The organism is Paenibacillus sp. 01L418 (assembly GCF_056400045.1).
Genome location: NZ_JBFTSN010000139.1, coordinates 1 through 14,341, shown reverse-complemented (window position 1 = coordinate 14,341; position 14,341 = coordinate 1). Strand labels below are relative to the sequence as shown.

The 14,341-nt window shown below is 43.0% G+C and carries 12 protein-coding genes; all 12 read right to left on the bottom strand.

Annotation, left to right across the window (positions count from 1 at the left end; translation table 11 throughout):
• Positions 1-425, bottom strand: a 425-nt coding sequence (locus AC1DSE_RS17500; protein WP_477527959.1) for a winged helix-turn-helix domain-containing protein, incomplete at its 3' end; no start/stop codon positions are given.
• 72 nt (positions 426-497) lie between these two features.
• Positions 498-1,523 (bottom strand): DUF2332 domain-containing protein, encoded by a 1,026-nt coding sequence (locus tag AC1DSE_RS17495; RefSeq protein ID WP_441879101.1) that lies wholly within the window; start codon positions 1,521-1,523, stop codon positions 498-500.
• Between the two features lie 129 nt (positions 1,524-1,652).
• Positions 1,653-2,432 (bottom strand): SDR family oxidoreductase, encoded by a 780-nt coding sequence (locus tag AC1DSE_RS17490; protein ID WP_477509391.1) that lies wholly within the window; start codon positions 2,430-2,432, stop codon positions 1,653-1,655.
• 32 nt (positions 2,433-2,464) lie between these two features.
• Positions 2,465-2,947 carry a hypothetical protein gene (locus AC1DSE_RS17485; protein ID WP_477509392.1) on the bottom strand — a complete coding sequence of 161 codons (483 nt, stop codon included), beginning with the start codon at positions 2,945-2,947 and terminating at the stop codon, positions 2,465-2,467.
• 183 nt (positions 2,948-3,130) lie between these two features.
• The gene (locus tag AC1DSE_RS17480) at positions 3,131-5,179 is read right to left on the bottom strand and encodes an alpha-glucuronidase family glycosyl hydrolase (protein WP_477509393.1); all 2,049 of its coding nucleotides are present in this window, start codon (positions 5,177-5,179) and stop codon (positions 3,131-3,133) included.
• A gap of 28 nt (positions 5,180-5,207) precedes the next feature.
• Positions 5,208-6,227, bottom strand: coding sequence for an endo-1,4-beta-xylanase (locus AC1DSE_RS17475; protein ID WP_477527958.1), 1,020 nt, complete (start codon positions 6,225-6,227; stop codon positions 5,208-5,210).
• A gap of 18 nt (positions 6,228-6,245) precedes the next feature.
• On the bottom strand, positions 6,246-7,190 hold the full coding sequence (locus tag AC1DSE_RS17470) for a carbohydrate ABC transporter permease (protein ID WP_339207630.1): 945 nt from the start codon (positions 7,188-7,190) through the stop codon (positions 6,246-6,248).
• Positions 7,191-7,205: 15 nt separating this feature from the next.
• Complete coding sequence (locus AC1DSE_RS17465; RefSeq protein ID WP_477509395.1) at positions 7,206-8,180, bottom strand: ABC transporter permease; 975 nt, start codon at positions 8,178-8,180, stop codon at positions 7,206-7,208.
• A 192-nt stretch (positions 8,181-8,372) separates the two neighbouring features.
• On the bottom strand, positions 8,373-10,082 hold the full coding sequence (locus AC1DSE_RS17460) for a type 2 periplasmic-binding domain-containing protein (RefSeq protein WP_477509396.1): 1,710 nt from the start codon (positions 10,080-10,082) through the stop codon (positions 8,373-8,375).
• 135 nt (positions 10,083-10,217) lie between these two features.
• Positions 10,218-11,993: a sensor histidine kinase gene (locus tag AC1DSE_RS17455; protein ID WP_441879113.1), complete on the bottom strand. Its 1,776-nt coding sequence runs from the start codon at positions 11,991-11,993 to the stop codon at positions 10,218-10,220.
• 47 nt (positions 11,994-12,040) lie between these two features.
• The gene (locus AC1DSE_RS17450) at positions 12,041-13,621 is read right to left on the bottom strand and encodes a response regulator (protein ID WP_441879115.1); all 1,581 of its coding nucleotides are present in this window, start codon (positions 13,619-13,621) and stop codon (positions 12,041-12,043) included.
• A 23-nt stretch (positions 13,622-13,644) separates the two neighbouring features.
• Positions 13,645-14,341, bottom strand: a 697-nt coding sequence (locus AC1DSE_RS17445; protein WP_477527957.1) for a Nif3-like dinuclear metal center hexameric protein, incomplete at its 5' end; no start/stop codon positions are given.

The following is a 14,341-nucleotide window of genomic DNA, read 5'->3' as shown; positions in this document are numbered from 1 at the left end:
GGGTCCACCTTAAAGCCTAATACTTGCTCATTTCGAGTCAGCATGAGGAGCGCATCTCCTCTTCCATAGCGCAAATAAGTGCTGACGATTCCGCTTAGCTCCTTCGTGAACGAAGGCAGCTCGATTAGTGGGTTGTCATTCAAACCTTCCTGCTTCAGCAGCAGTCGATAACCGAGTCCACGTACCGTATCGATCTGAATAGTCGGCGACCATTGTGCAAGCTTGCGCCGCAGCCGGTAAATGTGATCATCTACTGTACGATCTACCGGCGCCTCCATTGGCCAGACGTTGTCTAGCAGCTGTTCGCGCGACAGCGTTTGCCCTGCATGGCTGTGCATGAAATGCAGCAGCGCATATTCCTTCGGAAGCAGTACAATCTTTTGTGCTTTCCATGCAACGGTGTAAGCACCCGCATCCCATTCCATAAATCTCTCGACCTCTATCCCTGCGCGCTGAAATTATGCTCTTTCGTTAAATCCACAATGAACGAGGTAGGATCAAAGCATCCACCGAAACCAACGGCCATGACCATCTGTTTCCGCTAACGTTTTCGATTGCACCTTGCCCTCCAAATAATAATCAAGATGAAGATTTGGGTCCCACATATTATTGTAGAGGTGAAATATATCTCTTTGTTGCCCTATTCTCCTAATGCTGTCTGTTAATTCAACTTTGTCGTCATGAGTCATTTGGTTGGCTACATGGGTGTGAAACACACCAATAACACAATCCTCCGTTATTTTAGCAACCATTTCAGCAAGTCGTTTCACGCCATTCCCCTGAAACAACTCCATCTGCTGCCCTTTTAATAAAGAAGCTGCTTTGTCAAAATTCACAATCCGCTCATTATGCTCAGGCCAAATCAACGACTTTAACCAAAGATAATCGTCTTCCTCTTCCAGATTATTAACGTGCAAATCTATTCCTATCCTTGCAATCACTGGCGGACTTTGTTTTAGGAGATGCAAGGCAATGTCTCCACGAACTTCCGAGTGCAGTACCAGTTCAGCATCTATATTTCCATAGGTTTCACTATTGTTGTATTGATAACTATACTTATCCCAAAAAAGCTGCAGCCCCGCACTTGTGCCGATTTCAATGATTGCTAATGGTTTGTTCGTTTTTTGATACATATAACAAAAAGCAGGATACAAGTAAGCACAGCGTCTAACCTCATTCGTTTGTACAAGCTTGCTTTGGAGCAGTTGAACAATTTCGTTTTTATGCTGAAGGCAAAAGTGTTTAAAAAAAGGGAATGCCTCCGCCGCATCTCTCGGATCGTTAACTATGCTGCCGTAAAACTTTTGCAGTTCGTGGCTGCTCTCTTTGTCCAGCAAGTACTGAACCGCAGCAAAAAAAAGATTGGGAACTGGCTGGCCTTCTCTGCAATAAGAAGCCATCTGAAGCATTTCATCATCATCTGCAATGGCTAATGATAGCTGTTCATACAAACGGCTTGAGCCTTTGCATTCCCTCGTCGCGAACACCATAAATTGCTCAGTCAAAATAGGTTTGTTCAACAATGCCATCCCTCCATTTTCCCACTTAACGGCATTGTATCATGGCTATCGATAAATTATATTTCAATGATTTTATAAACTATATAGATTTCTTTTATCACGTGTACGTAGGATGATAAAGGACAAAATCAGCTATTTACCTAAAAAACCGCCTTCAGATTTTATAACTTGCCCGGTTATCCACTGTGATTCGTCACTCGCCAAGAAGCTGATTGCTTTAGCTGCATCCTCCGGCAAACCGATGCGTCCCATAGGGAACATTGGCAAAAAGCCAGCCTTCATCTGCTCATCCATCCAGCCAGAATCGGTGGGACCTGGATCAAATCCATTTACTGTAATTTGAAGCGGAGCCAACCCTACAGATAGCGGCTCGATAAGCCCAATCAATGCGCCTTTTGTTGCTATGTAAGCCAAATTATTCGGATCAGGCCCTTTTGAAACCATAAAAATAATTCTGCCCGATGTCCCTTTTATTTGGTTTTTCTCAAATCTGCTCGCAAACTCTGTGCTTAACAATATCGGCCCGCGGTTATTCACAGCATAATGTTGGTCCAATATATTTATATCCAAGCTTTTATAATTGGAAGGTACGCAATAGGTGGCGTTGTTAATTAAAATAGTCGCGTGGCCTAACGACCTTTCTACCTGTTCCATTATAAGGGCAGGAGTTTCCACATCGGCAAAATCCGCTTCCATATGACTTGCCCTCACGCCTAAGTCTTCTAGTTCCTTACGCAGCTGCTCAGGCCAATCCTTCTCTCCCCCATTGCCTTCCGTTTCATCAAAGGCATGCCAATGCGTAAAGAAAATGTCTGCTCCTAAGCGTGCAAGCGAACGGCAAATCGCTGTTCCAATTCCCGTGGATCTGCTCGCTCCTGTAACGATTGCTATTTTATTTTTTAATGAGATCATTCGCAATTCCTCCATATTCGTTTATCCTGTACTTATAATCTATCTATTAGATTTAATACATGTTGTTTAATCTGCTTTTTCTCATCGTCTGATAGAGCACTGGATCGAAAATTTTGTAAATTGTCATCAGGTATGATAATGGTTGATGGCTCCTCAAGCTCTTTTTTTCGATTATCTCCATCTTCAACCATCGTGATATGAGACTTGCTGAATTTCGTATGTACGATTTCTGATTTAACATATTTTCCATCCAGATCATAATAATCCACGACCATTTTGATGTCAGAGCTTAAATAATTTTTATTTTCTGCAAAAGCAGTAATAGAGTTCACCTTCTTAAAGCCTGTTTGTTCATAAAAGCCATCTTTATTTTCCTCTGAAATTTCTATGCTAAATGCCTCGATATGCTCGACTTTAACTGTATTGCTGCAAGCGCTTAACAATACAACAAATGCAGATATTACGCTTAAGTTCATTGCAATAGCTAACCAATCAAATCCTCTCATGACTTTCATAGCTTCACTCCTCATCGCAATTTCCAATAAAATCCCATTACTTTATGATTGCAAAGCTTTCCTCATTTGTAAAGGTTTTATCTATAGACAAAAACAGCCCTCTACCAACGCGGCAGCGGACTGAATATTGTGCTTGTAAACAAAAAACGAGGTGGACAAATCTCCACCTCGCATGCAAACCCATTAAAATATTTTCCGACCAGCCGCATCGGCAATGCCCGATTTGCGGTAGAAATACGTATTGATCACGTCGCGCCAATGCTTGGCATGAGCAGCTTGAAAGGTCAAGCGCTCAGCGACATGCGCAAACCTTGCTTCATCGATTTTGCCCGCCAAACCTGCCCAATCCCGCAGCATCTGATCTGCTTCCTCCGCACCCGCAAAATGGGTATCGTAGATATGCTGAATGACCGTCTTGCCAGAATGGAGTACATGGGTATAAGGCACATGATGGAAAAATAACAGCAGCTCGTCTGGACAAGTGTCCAAACTATCATACTGCGAACGGTTTGGTTCATTATACTGTGCGGTATATCCTGTTCCACTCGCCTGCGTCCGGTCAACGCCGATACCGTCACGATCTGCAAAATGGTAGGTTCCCCATCTTGAATACTCGTAGCCATCGACATCCGGACCAAAATGATGGTTAGGCGTGATCATCCAGCCTACGCCAAGCGGTGCCGTATAGCTTTCATATAACAGCCACGACTTCATCAGCATGTCACCGATTGCTAAAGCTATCTCAGCATCATTGCCAAACGTTGCGGCTATCCACTCGTGCGAAATCTCCTCGGCTGTTAAAGCCGGGTTCCACACCAGCCGGCCATATCCGTAAAGATTGGCTTGTGCGAGAATATGCCCTGTCCAGCTCTCTTCATTCCCAATATTGCTCACCGCTGCAATTCCGCTATATTTCATACCGTACAATGTGCCATCCACCACTCGCTTAACTTCAGTCGATGCACCTTCCGCATAGGTATCGAAATCCATTACCTGCTTCCACTGCGGGACGAGATAGCAAAGATGCTTCTGTTGGCCGGTATATTCTTGAGTGATCTGGAACTCCATCATCTGGTTCGTTTTCTTCATCGCGCCAAACAATGGGGATACGGGCTCGCGAACCTGAAAGTCCATCGGTCCATTCTTAATTTGTAGAATGACATTACTCCGAAAACGACCATCGAGCGGTTTAAAATGGTCAAATGCAGCACGTGCTCGATCGATCTTCCGATCACGCCAATCCTGCATGCAGTCATAAACGAAGCAGCGCCAAATGACGATGCCATCGTGAGCTTCCAGCGCTTCAGCGAGCATATTCGCTCCATCTGCATGGTCACGTCCATAAGCAAATGGCCCGGGCCGATGCTCAGAATCTGCCTTCACGACGAAACCACCGAAGTCAGGTATAAACGCGTAGATCCGTTCAGCCGTTTCCTTCCACCACTGCTGCACACTAGCATCCAGCGGATCTGCAGTGGCCAGACCTCCGATTTGTAGAGGAGCAGCAAAGTTAACGCTCAGAAACAGCGTAATTCCGTACCTGCGGAAAATGTCTGCAATAACCGCAACAGCAGGAAGCTTTTCCTCTGTGATGAACATCGTTTCAATCTCATGAACATTCACATTATTGATAGAAATCGCATTGAGGCCAACGGATGCGAGCATTCTCGCATAATCGTTTATTCGATTAAAATCACTCGTTATTTCTCCGTTTTGATAAAATATAGACTGTCCCGCATACCCTCGCTCTACCGAACCGTCAGCATTATCCCACTGATTAATCATTCGAAGCGACATGGCTGGAGATTGCTCGGCATTCAGTTCTTTCACTGGCTTACCGGCGCCTAATAGACGCAGCAAATGAAACACGCCATATAATACGGCTGTATCTGATCCGCCGACAAGAGATAAATTGCCATGGCCTTGCTGAGAGCTGTACCGAATCATATATCCCGCTTTGGATGGCTCCCATCTATCCGAATCCATCAATACGGAGTCCACCATAATATGAAGAAAGCCAGCCGTCGCAGGCTCAGCCCGCTCCTTTACTGCCGGGATTATGCCGATTAAGGCATGAATACCATGCTGCAGCTCTTTGATTGCCGTTTCCAATACGCCAGTCGCCACGCCACTAAAGACGATCTGACCAAAAAGAGCCGAATACTCCTTTTTCAAATGCAAATCCTCTATCCGCTGAGGATTCAGCCAAGCCTTATACGTGTGACTGTCCATTTATTAACGTGCCTCCTTGTAAGCTGGCTCAGAGAGATGAGTGCTGCTTCATGACGCGCCAGAACGAACCTTTTGGCTCATGGTTCTCATCAAATAGCATTGGCCAATTTTTCCGTCCACGTACAGGAAAATCACTGAGCCACGTATAATCATCCGCCGCTCCCCAGAACGTAACCGCATCAATATGATTGCGATATTCCGTCAGCAAATGAAAGACAGCCTCATATCGTTTCTCCTGCAGCTCCAGCATTTCTTCAGTAGGCTTTGCTAAGTCGGTTCGTACATCATCATGGCGGAACATCGATATATCAAGCTCTGTTAATTGCAGTCGTAGGCCAAGTGAAGCGTACTTCTCGATCGCAGCCCGTATTTCATCTAAATGAGGATGATACAAGCTCCAATGCGCTTGAAGGCCAACGCCATGAATCGGGACATCCTGCTCTAGCAGCGATTTAACCAATTGATAGATTTTATCGCGTTTCAGAGGGTTCGACTCATTATAATCATTGTAGAAAAGCTGAGCTTTAGGATCTGCTTCATGTGTGAATTCAAACGCTTTGGCTATATAGTCCACACCGGCGATATCCAGCCATTTGGTTGGACGCAGCATAGCTGCGCCTTCGTCAGAAATGACTTCATTTACGACGTCCCATRCATAAATATCGTTTTTATAACGGCCAACAACGGTATGAATATGCGATTTCAATCGATCCAAAAGCTTCTCGCCGCTAACTGGGCTGCCATCCGCTTCTTCAAACAGCCAATCGGATGTCTGATTATGCCAAACCAGTGTATGCCCTCTCATTTTTTTCCCATGCTCTCTTGCAAATGCGACGATTTTGTCTGCTTCTTCAAACGTATAGGTATCTTCGGAAGGGTGCAAGCTAACAAATTTCATTTCATTCTCAGCAGTCAAGCTGTTAAAATGGGTCGCAATGAGATCGCGAGCCTGAACAATGGTACGCGGATTAACCGCTGCGCCTATATCAAATGAATCTTTAAATGCTTCGTATAACTTAGGAATAGAACTCGCTGCATTACTGCTCATCTTATTTCCCCCTGTCTATTAACCTTTCACGCCGCCTACGGTCATACCTTTTACAAAGTATTTCTGTAGAAACGGATATACCATAATGATCGGCAAGGAAGCCACAATCGTCATCGTTGCCCGAACCGCAAGYGGTGTCACCGAATTCCCTCCAGAATTGGCCGCGCCCGAGAATGCATCGGCAGCCGTCTTCGCCGTCAAGGATGCATTGGAGTTCTGAAGAATTTTTTGCAGCTCATACTGCAGCGTACTGAGATCGATATTCGAGGAATTGTACAAGAACACATCAAACCATTGATTCCACTGATACACGGCTGAGAATAAAGCAACCGTTGCAAGTACAGGTACGCAAAGCGGCAGAACGATGCTGTAGAACATTTTGAAGTCGCCTGCACCATCTATTCTTGCTGATTCCAAAATACTCTCTGGCAGCCCTTCAATAAAGGAACGAATAATGATTAAGTTAAATACGCCGATTAAGCCTGGGAAAATATAGACCCAAAAATTGTTGATCAAGCCTAAATCACGGATTAACAAAAAGTTGGGAATAAGTCCGCCATTAAAATACATTGTCAAGATGAACGCAATCGTTACGAATTTCCTAAGAACGTATTCTTGCCTAGTAATCGTGTAAGCGACCATCGCTGAGCAAAAAACGGTAGCAATCGTTCCAATCACTGTTCGAAGGATTGAAATCAGCGTTGCGTGGAATATCGTTGCTTCTTTTAGCACATAGGCATAATTGTCCAGCGTCCATATCCTTGGCAGCAAATAAATGCCGCCCTTAATCGAATCTGTCGCATTGTTAAGTGATACGGCGGCCGTATTCAAGAAAGGATATAATGTAACAACCATCAGTAAGGTAAGAAATATATAATTGCAAATATCAAATATGAGATCGCCGCGTGATGAGCGGATGCGGCTTGGTTTGTTTGACACAGCTTCCGATGCCGAATGACTCATGTTGTACCCCTCCCTCTAAAACAGTCTGGACTCGCCCATACGTTTTGCAAGATTGTTCGCTGCGAACAATAAAATAAAGCTGATTATGGTTTTAAACATGCCCGCTGCAATCGATAGCGAGTAGTTGCCTTGCGCAATCCCGTATTTAAGAACAAATATGTCAAGGTTTTCGGAAAAATCGACGTTCATGCCGTTCCCCAGCAAATACTGCGGCTCGAAGCCCGATTCCAGCAAATACCCGATATTCATAATGAGCAATACGATAATAACCGGTTTGATACCCGGAAGCGTTACATACCACATCCGTTTAATTCGGCCTGCTCCATCCATCTCTGCTGCTTCATATTGCGCAGGGTCAATCATCGTCATTGCCGCTAGGTAGACGATTGTATTCCAGCCTACATCTTTCCATACAGAGCTTGCTCCAAAAATGGTCCAGAATTGTTCAGGTATACCGAGAAACAATATTTCCTCGCCTTTTTCCACCCATCCGATCCAAAGCAGCATTTGATTAATAATGCCATCTGGAGATAACGTTGTTTGAATAATGCTTGCCGCAACTACCCATGAAATAAAATGGGGCAAATAGCTGACCGTTTGAACAATACGTTTAAAAGCAACCTTCCTGACCTCATTTAACAACAAAGCGAGTGTGATTGCCGTAATGAAGCCGAGAACCAGATTGATTCCGCTCATCGCTACTGTATTCCTTAAGACGCGAAGAAACCTTTCGTCCTCGAATAAAAATTTAAAATGATCAAATCCAACCCATTTCTGCTCACTAAAGCTTTTCGCTGGCTTATAGGCTTGAAAGGCGATCGTCCACCCCCATAGAGGCATATATTTAAAAATAAACAACCACGCTAGAAACGGTACAGACATAAGAACAAGCACGCGCTGCTCAATGAGCTTTTTCGCAAAATTCTTCAGTCCCGACGGCTTCTTAGGCAGCACCAGGTTTGACGATGACATATCGGGCTTATGTTCCATCTTGAATCTCTCCTTCCGGACTGAATGATGCTGGATAGCAAGCAAAAGCGTCTTCGGCGACCTCTGGACGCCGAAGCAGCTTTGACAGAGAAATATAAGTCTTTTATAAGTTAACAAACTTATAAATTCTTATATTTGAAGAAAGGCCGGCATTTTGCATCCGCAAGCCGGCCTTTCACCGATCCTTCTATTTTATTGCTTGGATGCTTCAATCAATTTCTTCACTTCATCTGTTGTCCATTTCTCGTAGGCAGCTGTATCCAGCTTGCCGAATGCATCTGTATATTCTGTCCATACCTTCTCAAAGTCAGCTGGTTTCGCAAGGACAAGCTTAGGGAAGTATTTTTTCGTAAGCTCATCTTTTTTCGTTTCCCAAATTTGCTGCGTGGAGCCTTGCTCCTTCGGAATGCCCCAAGCAGGGTACCATGGACGATCGTCCGGTGCTGCAAACAGTTCGGAATACGTTTTCACGCCATATTTTTCTAGAATAGTCTTGTCTTCATTAGTTAGGCTCATTTGGAATACTTCTGCTTGCATTCCTGGTGATACGGAGTTGCCATCCGGCAGAGACGAGCCATTGTTGTAAAGCGGCCAGTTCCAAGAATAATATTTAAATCCAAATTTTTCGTTGAAAGCTTCATCGATTTTGGCGATTTGTTCCGCTGTACGGTACATTCTTCCATTTTCATTTACTTCGTACGTTTCCCCTTTAATTCCCCATTTCTGAAGAATTTGGTTCTCGTCTGTTAGAAGATTATCCAAGTATTGAACAATGCGCGCTGGGTCCTTCGCACTCACGGTAATACCCATACCGCGGTTTTTAACAAAGCCTGGAGGATCCAGGTATTGATCCTTTTGGCCGTCAAAAGTAACTGGCAGCGGGAAGTATACGAAATCATCCTGTGTTGGATCTTGTTTAGCGGCGTCCTTGAGCGCATTTTGCGCATTAGCAAACTGCCAGCCGTAATCGAAGAAGCCAACCACTTTGTGTGAAGTCAGTTTAGCTAAATATTGATCAAAGTTATCTACGAAGGAAGCTTTATCGAACAAGCCTTCAGAATTGATCTCATTTAGCTTTTGAAGCCAGCGCTTTGTATTTTCATCCGCAGCGTATGTTTTTGCATCGAAGGTGTTCATATCTACAATGACATTTCCATCATTCGGATAACCTGCCAAATGGTTTGGCGGGTTGGATGTTGCGAAAAATCTCCAGTCATGTGTCAGTGAAACATAACCAGTCAAATCCTCATCCTTGTGCTTGTCTACGAAATTTTTAATGAGATCCATGTAGCCATCAAGCGTTGTTACTTTCGGATAACCCGCTTCTTTTAATACTCTGCGTTGTACCCAGAAAGCACCTTGGTTAATATTCGGATCCGGAATATACTCGCCAACTGTATTAGAGAATGGCAGGAAGTAAATTTTGCCGTCCGCGGCTCTCATTTGATTAAAATACTTGCCATATACCCGTTTAATATTAGGGCCGTATTGCTCAATAAGATCGTCCAATGCAATAAACGCACCTGCATCTAAAATCTTGTCGATTGCAGCATCCGGAATCATAACATCCGGATACGCGTTTGATGCGATCATCGTGCCAACCTTTGTGTTCAAATCGCCAACCAAATGCTCGATTTTAAAGTTAACACCCGTTTGATCCTCCAAAATTTTACCAATCGTCGTCTCGTTGCTGTTAATGTCCTTAGCTGCTGCAACACCATTGAAATAAGAAAAAGTAACTTTTTCAACCGGCTTATCTGTTTCTTTCCCTTCACTTGCAGTATTTGCAGGAGTGTTTGTGCTGTTTGTTGGCTTTGCTTCTCCGCCATTGCCGCTGTTCGAGCATGCAGCAGTAAAGATCATAAAGGCAGTCATACAAGTCAATAATATTTTCTTTTTCACTTTCCCCAGCCCCTTTCGAGTGCAACTTTTTTTGTAAGCACTTTCATTATAAGTAATCTAAAATACTTTGTTTACCCAATAAACTATAGTTCAAACTTAAAAAAACATATAGGATAATCGATTTAACGAGCAGCCCTATATCTCAACTGGAACAGCAACCCTTATAAAGGTGCCTTCCCCAGGTTCACTTTTAATTAATAGTTGAAAACGGTCGCCATAAATCAGCTTTAAGCGATAAATAACGTTTTGAACGCCTATTCTCTCGCCTAGCTCTTCGTCGCTTTCCAAATAGCCATAAAACTGTTTGACTTTTTGATCATTCATGCCGATTCCATTATCTCTAATCGAGAAGATTAACGTGTCAGCATCACGCTCAACTTGTACTTGAATGCTCCCCCCTTGCCTTAACGGCTCAATGCCATGGATGCTTGCATTTTCTACAAACGGCAAAAACATCATTTTCGGCACCTTACACTCTTTAGCAGAAGGATCTACGTGAATGTGATAATTCATACGATCTTCAAAGCGGTATTTCTGAATTTCGAGGAAACACAAAATAAATTCAATTTCTTCACTAACCATAACGCGGTCCTTGCCCCAAGTGAGCGAGGTTCTAAATATTTTCGCCATATTGTGTATGATCTTAGCCGTCTCCATCTCATCCTTGATGAGGCTTCGCATTCGAATCGTTTCCAGCGCGTTAAACAGAAAATGAGGATTGATCTGGCTTTGCAACGCATTCAAYTGCGCTTTCCTCCGCTCAAGCTCCAATGTTTTTGTCTGAATATCCGCAATATAAACATCATCAATCAAGCTTTTCACTTGTATCGTCATTCGATTGAATTCACTCGTTAATTGTCCGATTTCATCCAAGGATTCACCCTGCTTAATCGTATCGAAGTTCTGGTTTTTCACTTTTTTCATATGCTGCAAAATGCGAACCAACCGCTCGTGCAGTGAACGTGAAATCCATAATATAATCAGCGTTGGGATGAAAATATTTAAACAGGCCAGCACAAAAACAAATTCTCTGGACTGTCTAACATCCTTAAGCACCTCTTCCTCCGAGATCGTACCGACAATACGCCAATTTTCCAAATAACTTACATAGGAATTAGTGGAAGGAAACTCAATTGAATCCTTAGGGAAAACTAATTCATCAAACGCAAGCGATTTTTTGCTCCAGTCTACCTCGGGGTCAGTCGTATATTCAACCTTACCTTTATCATCAATCAAATAAATGTTGCCTTGCAGGTTTTGGTTTCGAAATATTTGATCAATCGTGCTCGTTTTCAAATCAATTTTCAAAAACTTTTGCCATTTATTTTTCGATTCAAAATAATCCATCTTACTGATAATACTAAATGTATTCCTACTGGTAGAATTATCGTTTTTCAGATAGATATCCTCTTGCTGCGTTCGAATGAAAATAGGGTAAGAATTGTCTCTTTCTTTGAGCAATTTGTACCAGTCAGACTGTTTAATTTCGTCCGATAAATAACCAACGCCGCCTGAATGCAGCATTGTCGGATTTTCCACAAAAATTTTGATGTTCTGAATAGAGGCATAAACAGGCGTGTAGCTATTCAAAATTCTTCGGAAATAAGTATCATAAGCTTCAACATAAGCTGCCGGCTCTTGATAATCCCTCTCTAAAATTTCATTTAAATTATAATCCGTATAAAATACAGAAGAAATCGTAACCGCGTCCTCGACTTCGGACCGGAATTCGTTGTTAATTTGTTCTACTGCTCGTGAAATATCCTTCATCCGCTGGTTTCTCACATTTTCCGTCGTCACATTATAAAAAATAACGTTGGTTAATACGATGGGAAGAAACACCGAAAAAATATAAAGAATGAGCAGCTTATTTCGTAGACGAACATTATTGAGACTTAGGCTCAGCTTCACGGATATTCTCCTTTTCTTCAAATAACGGATGCTTTAAGCACGAAGGCCTACAAGAGCTTATTTCGATATTCAGTAGGTGTCATATGCTCAATTTTCTCAAATTGCGTGACAAAATAATCTGCATTGCTGAAGCCGACTTTCTCTGCAATCTCATATATGCGCATGGTACGCGATTGTCTCAGCAGCTTTTTGGCCTCGTTCACTCGAAGCTGAAGTAAAAATTCATTAAAATATACACGATATGTCTTCTTAAACAATTGGCCTAAGTAGACGGGATTGACATAAAATAGTGCTGCAATACTCTTTAAACTGATGTTTTGCGAATAATTGACTTCAATATAACTTTTAATTTTTTGAATATCGCTCTTCAACTGTTCCTTCCTAAGCACTGCAATACTTTGTTGACTTTCTTCGATAAATGCAATAAATAGTTTTTTTAGTTCACCAAGCGATAAATGAGAATCATGCCAGCTCAGCAGCGGCCCGAGCGTCTGCAAGGATTGTTCGTCACCCTCCATATTCCGAATGGTTTTCAATATTCCCATCAAGCACAGCTGAATGTTCATCTTCACAGCCTCTGGGGCATACCGTTTCTCCCGGAAATCATGAAACCATTTATCGACGAATACTATCGCAGCATCAAGCTGCAGCTCCTCCATTTGCTCCATAAATTGATTAAAATCAGCTGGATCTAACCCGATATAGTTCAGCTTCTCCGATTGGATTTGATCATAGATAACGATACGACTATCCTCATATACATATTTATATAAAATGGCTTCCTTGGCGGTCTTGTACGATTCACGAATATCTAACAGCCCCTGTACAACAGAACCAGAATAAAGAAACACGCCTTTTCCCAAATGCGCATCAAGCGCATCTCTAAAGGCGATTAAAAATCGTTCAATATCCCCACCCCAATGAGCCAGCAAGTAGCCCGGCAGTAGAATGCCGATACGATTGCGATGCTCATTGAAGCAAATTGGCTGTTCTGCTGAAGTAATACGAACAAGCACTTGCTCTACAAGTTCTTTGAATCGCGCGTAGGAAACCTTCTCTTCATAAGGAAACCAATTATAGTTATCATTCAGTTCAGCAAACAAATAAAATATACGATCTTCTTCCTTCAAATTGAGGCGCTGTTCCCATTCTATTATGGTTGTTTCGCTTGCTTCTCCGAGAATAAGTGATTGAATCATTTCGCCGCCCATGAGCCGATTGTTTCTAACTTGCTCCATTTGTTTGAGCTTAAGTTTGTCATTTAATTTGGTTAAGGTATTGGCGAATTCAATCTCATCAATTGGTTTAACAACAAAGTCATGTACGCCATAACGCATCGCTTGCTGCGCATAATTAAAATCATTGTAGCCGCTTATAATAATAAAGTAGGGCGCAGCTATATTTTCCATCGTGACTAAACGAATCAACTCAAGCCCATCTATAACCGGCATACGAATATCCGTTATGACAAGCTCAGGCTGCACACGCTTGATCAGCTCAAGCGCATCCTCGCCATTGTCAGCCTCCCCTACGATTTGAAAGCCGCAGGTTTCCCAATCGATCAGCTTCATTAAGCCTTTGCGGGTAAATGGTTCATCATCTACCAGAATTGCACGATGTAAATGCATCAAATTCCTCCTCTTATTGGGGGTTAGACCACTTTGAAAACGGGATCTACAGGCAAGAAATGAACAGGAATAGTGGAATATTTATGGCGAAGCCGATCAGCCAGCAGTTTCATACCTGGCTGCTCGCTTTCGGAATGTCCTAGAACAACTAGTGCTTGGTGCCTGCCCAGGTGGACGGCATCCCTTACATACTCTGGCGTCTCCCACTCCGGGCCTTCGCCGTATATGATCAAGTCCAGCTTATAGTTTGCAAATAAAGGAATCGCGTTGTCCCCTCCACCTCTGTAGCCGGCCAATAATCCAATCCGGCTGCAACTTGTGGATAAATCCCCTACTGTACGTACATAACGGATTCCCAGCTTTTTTTTGATATGCTCGATCACTTGCTCGAGCTTCATCGGTTGAACGGCAACGATTGATGCGGCAGGCAAATGCTCCGTCACATAATCATTCCAATCCAAGGCGTGAATAAGCCCCTCCATAATGCCGTCTGGCTCGTAACGATGCCAATAATCGTGAAAGCGATAAATCGCCAATCCTGATTCTTCAATAAATCGGCTTTTAGCCTTATAAATAGGATCATTCACATAAGTAGATTCCTTTGCATCATGGTGACTGAAAAAAGTACCCTCATGCGTAATGATGAGATTAGCCCCTAATTCGACCGATCTCTCCAGCACTTGTTGTGTTGCCATAAAGGCAACGACAATACCTTTAACC

Excerpts from the sequence above, each read along its gene's own strand:
- AC1DSE_RS17450 (WP_441879115.1), bottom strand. The coding sequence starts at position 13,621 with ATGCATTTACATCGTGCAATTCTGGTAGATGATGAACCATTTACCCGC.
- AC1DSE_RS17485 (WP_477509392.1), bottom strand. The coding sequence starts at position 2,947 with ATGAAAGTCATGAGAGGATTTGATTGGTTAGCTATTGCAATGAACTTA.
- AC1DSE_RS17480 (WP_477509393.1), bottom strand. The coding sequence starts at position 5,179 with ATGGACAGTCACACGTATAAGGCTTGGCTGAATCCTCAGCGGATAGAG.
- AC1DSE_RS17465 (WP_477509395.1), bottom strand. The coding sequence starts at position 8,180 with ATGGAACATAAGCCCGATATGTCATCGTCAAACCTGGTGCTGCCTAAG.
- AC1DSE_RS17490 (WP_477509391.1), bottom strand. The coding sequence starts at position 2,432 with ATGATCTCATTAAAAAATAAAATAGCAATCGTTACAGGAGCGAGCAGA.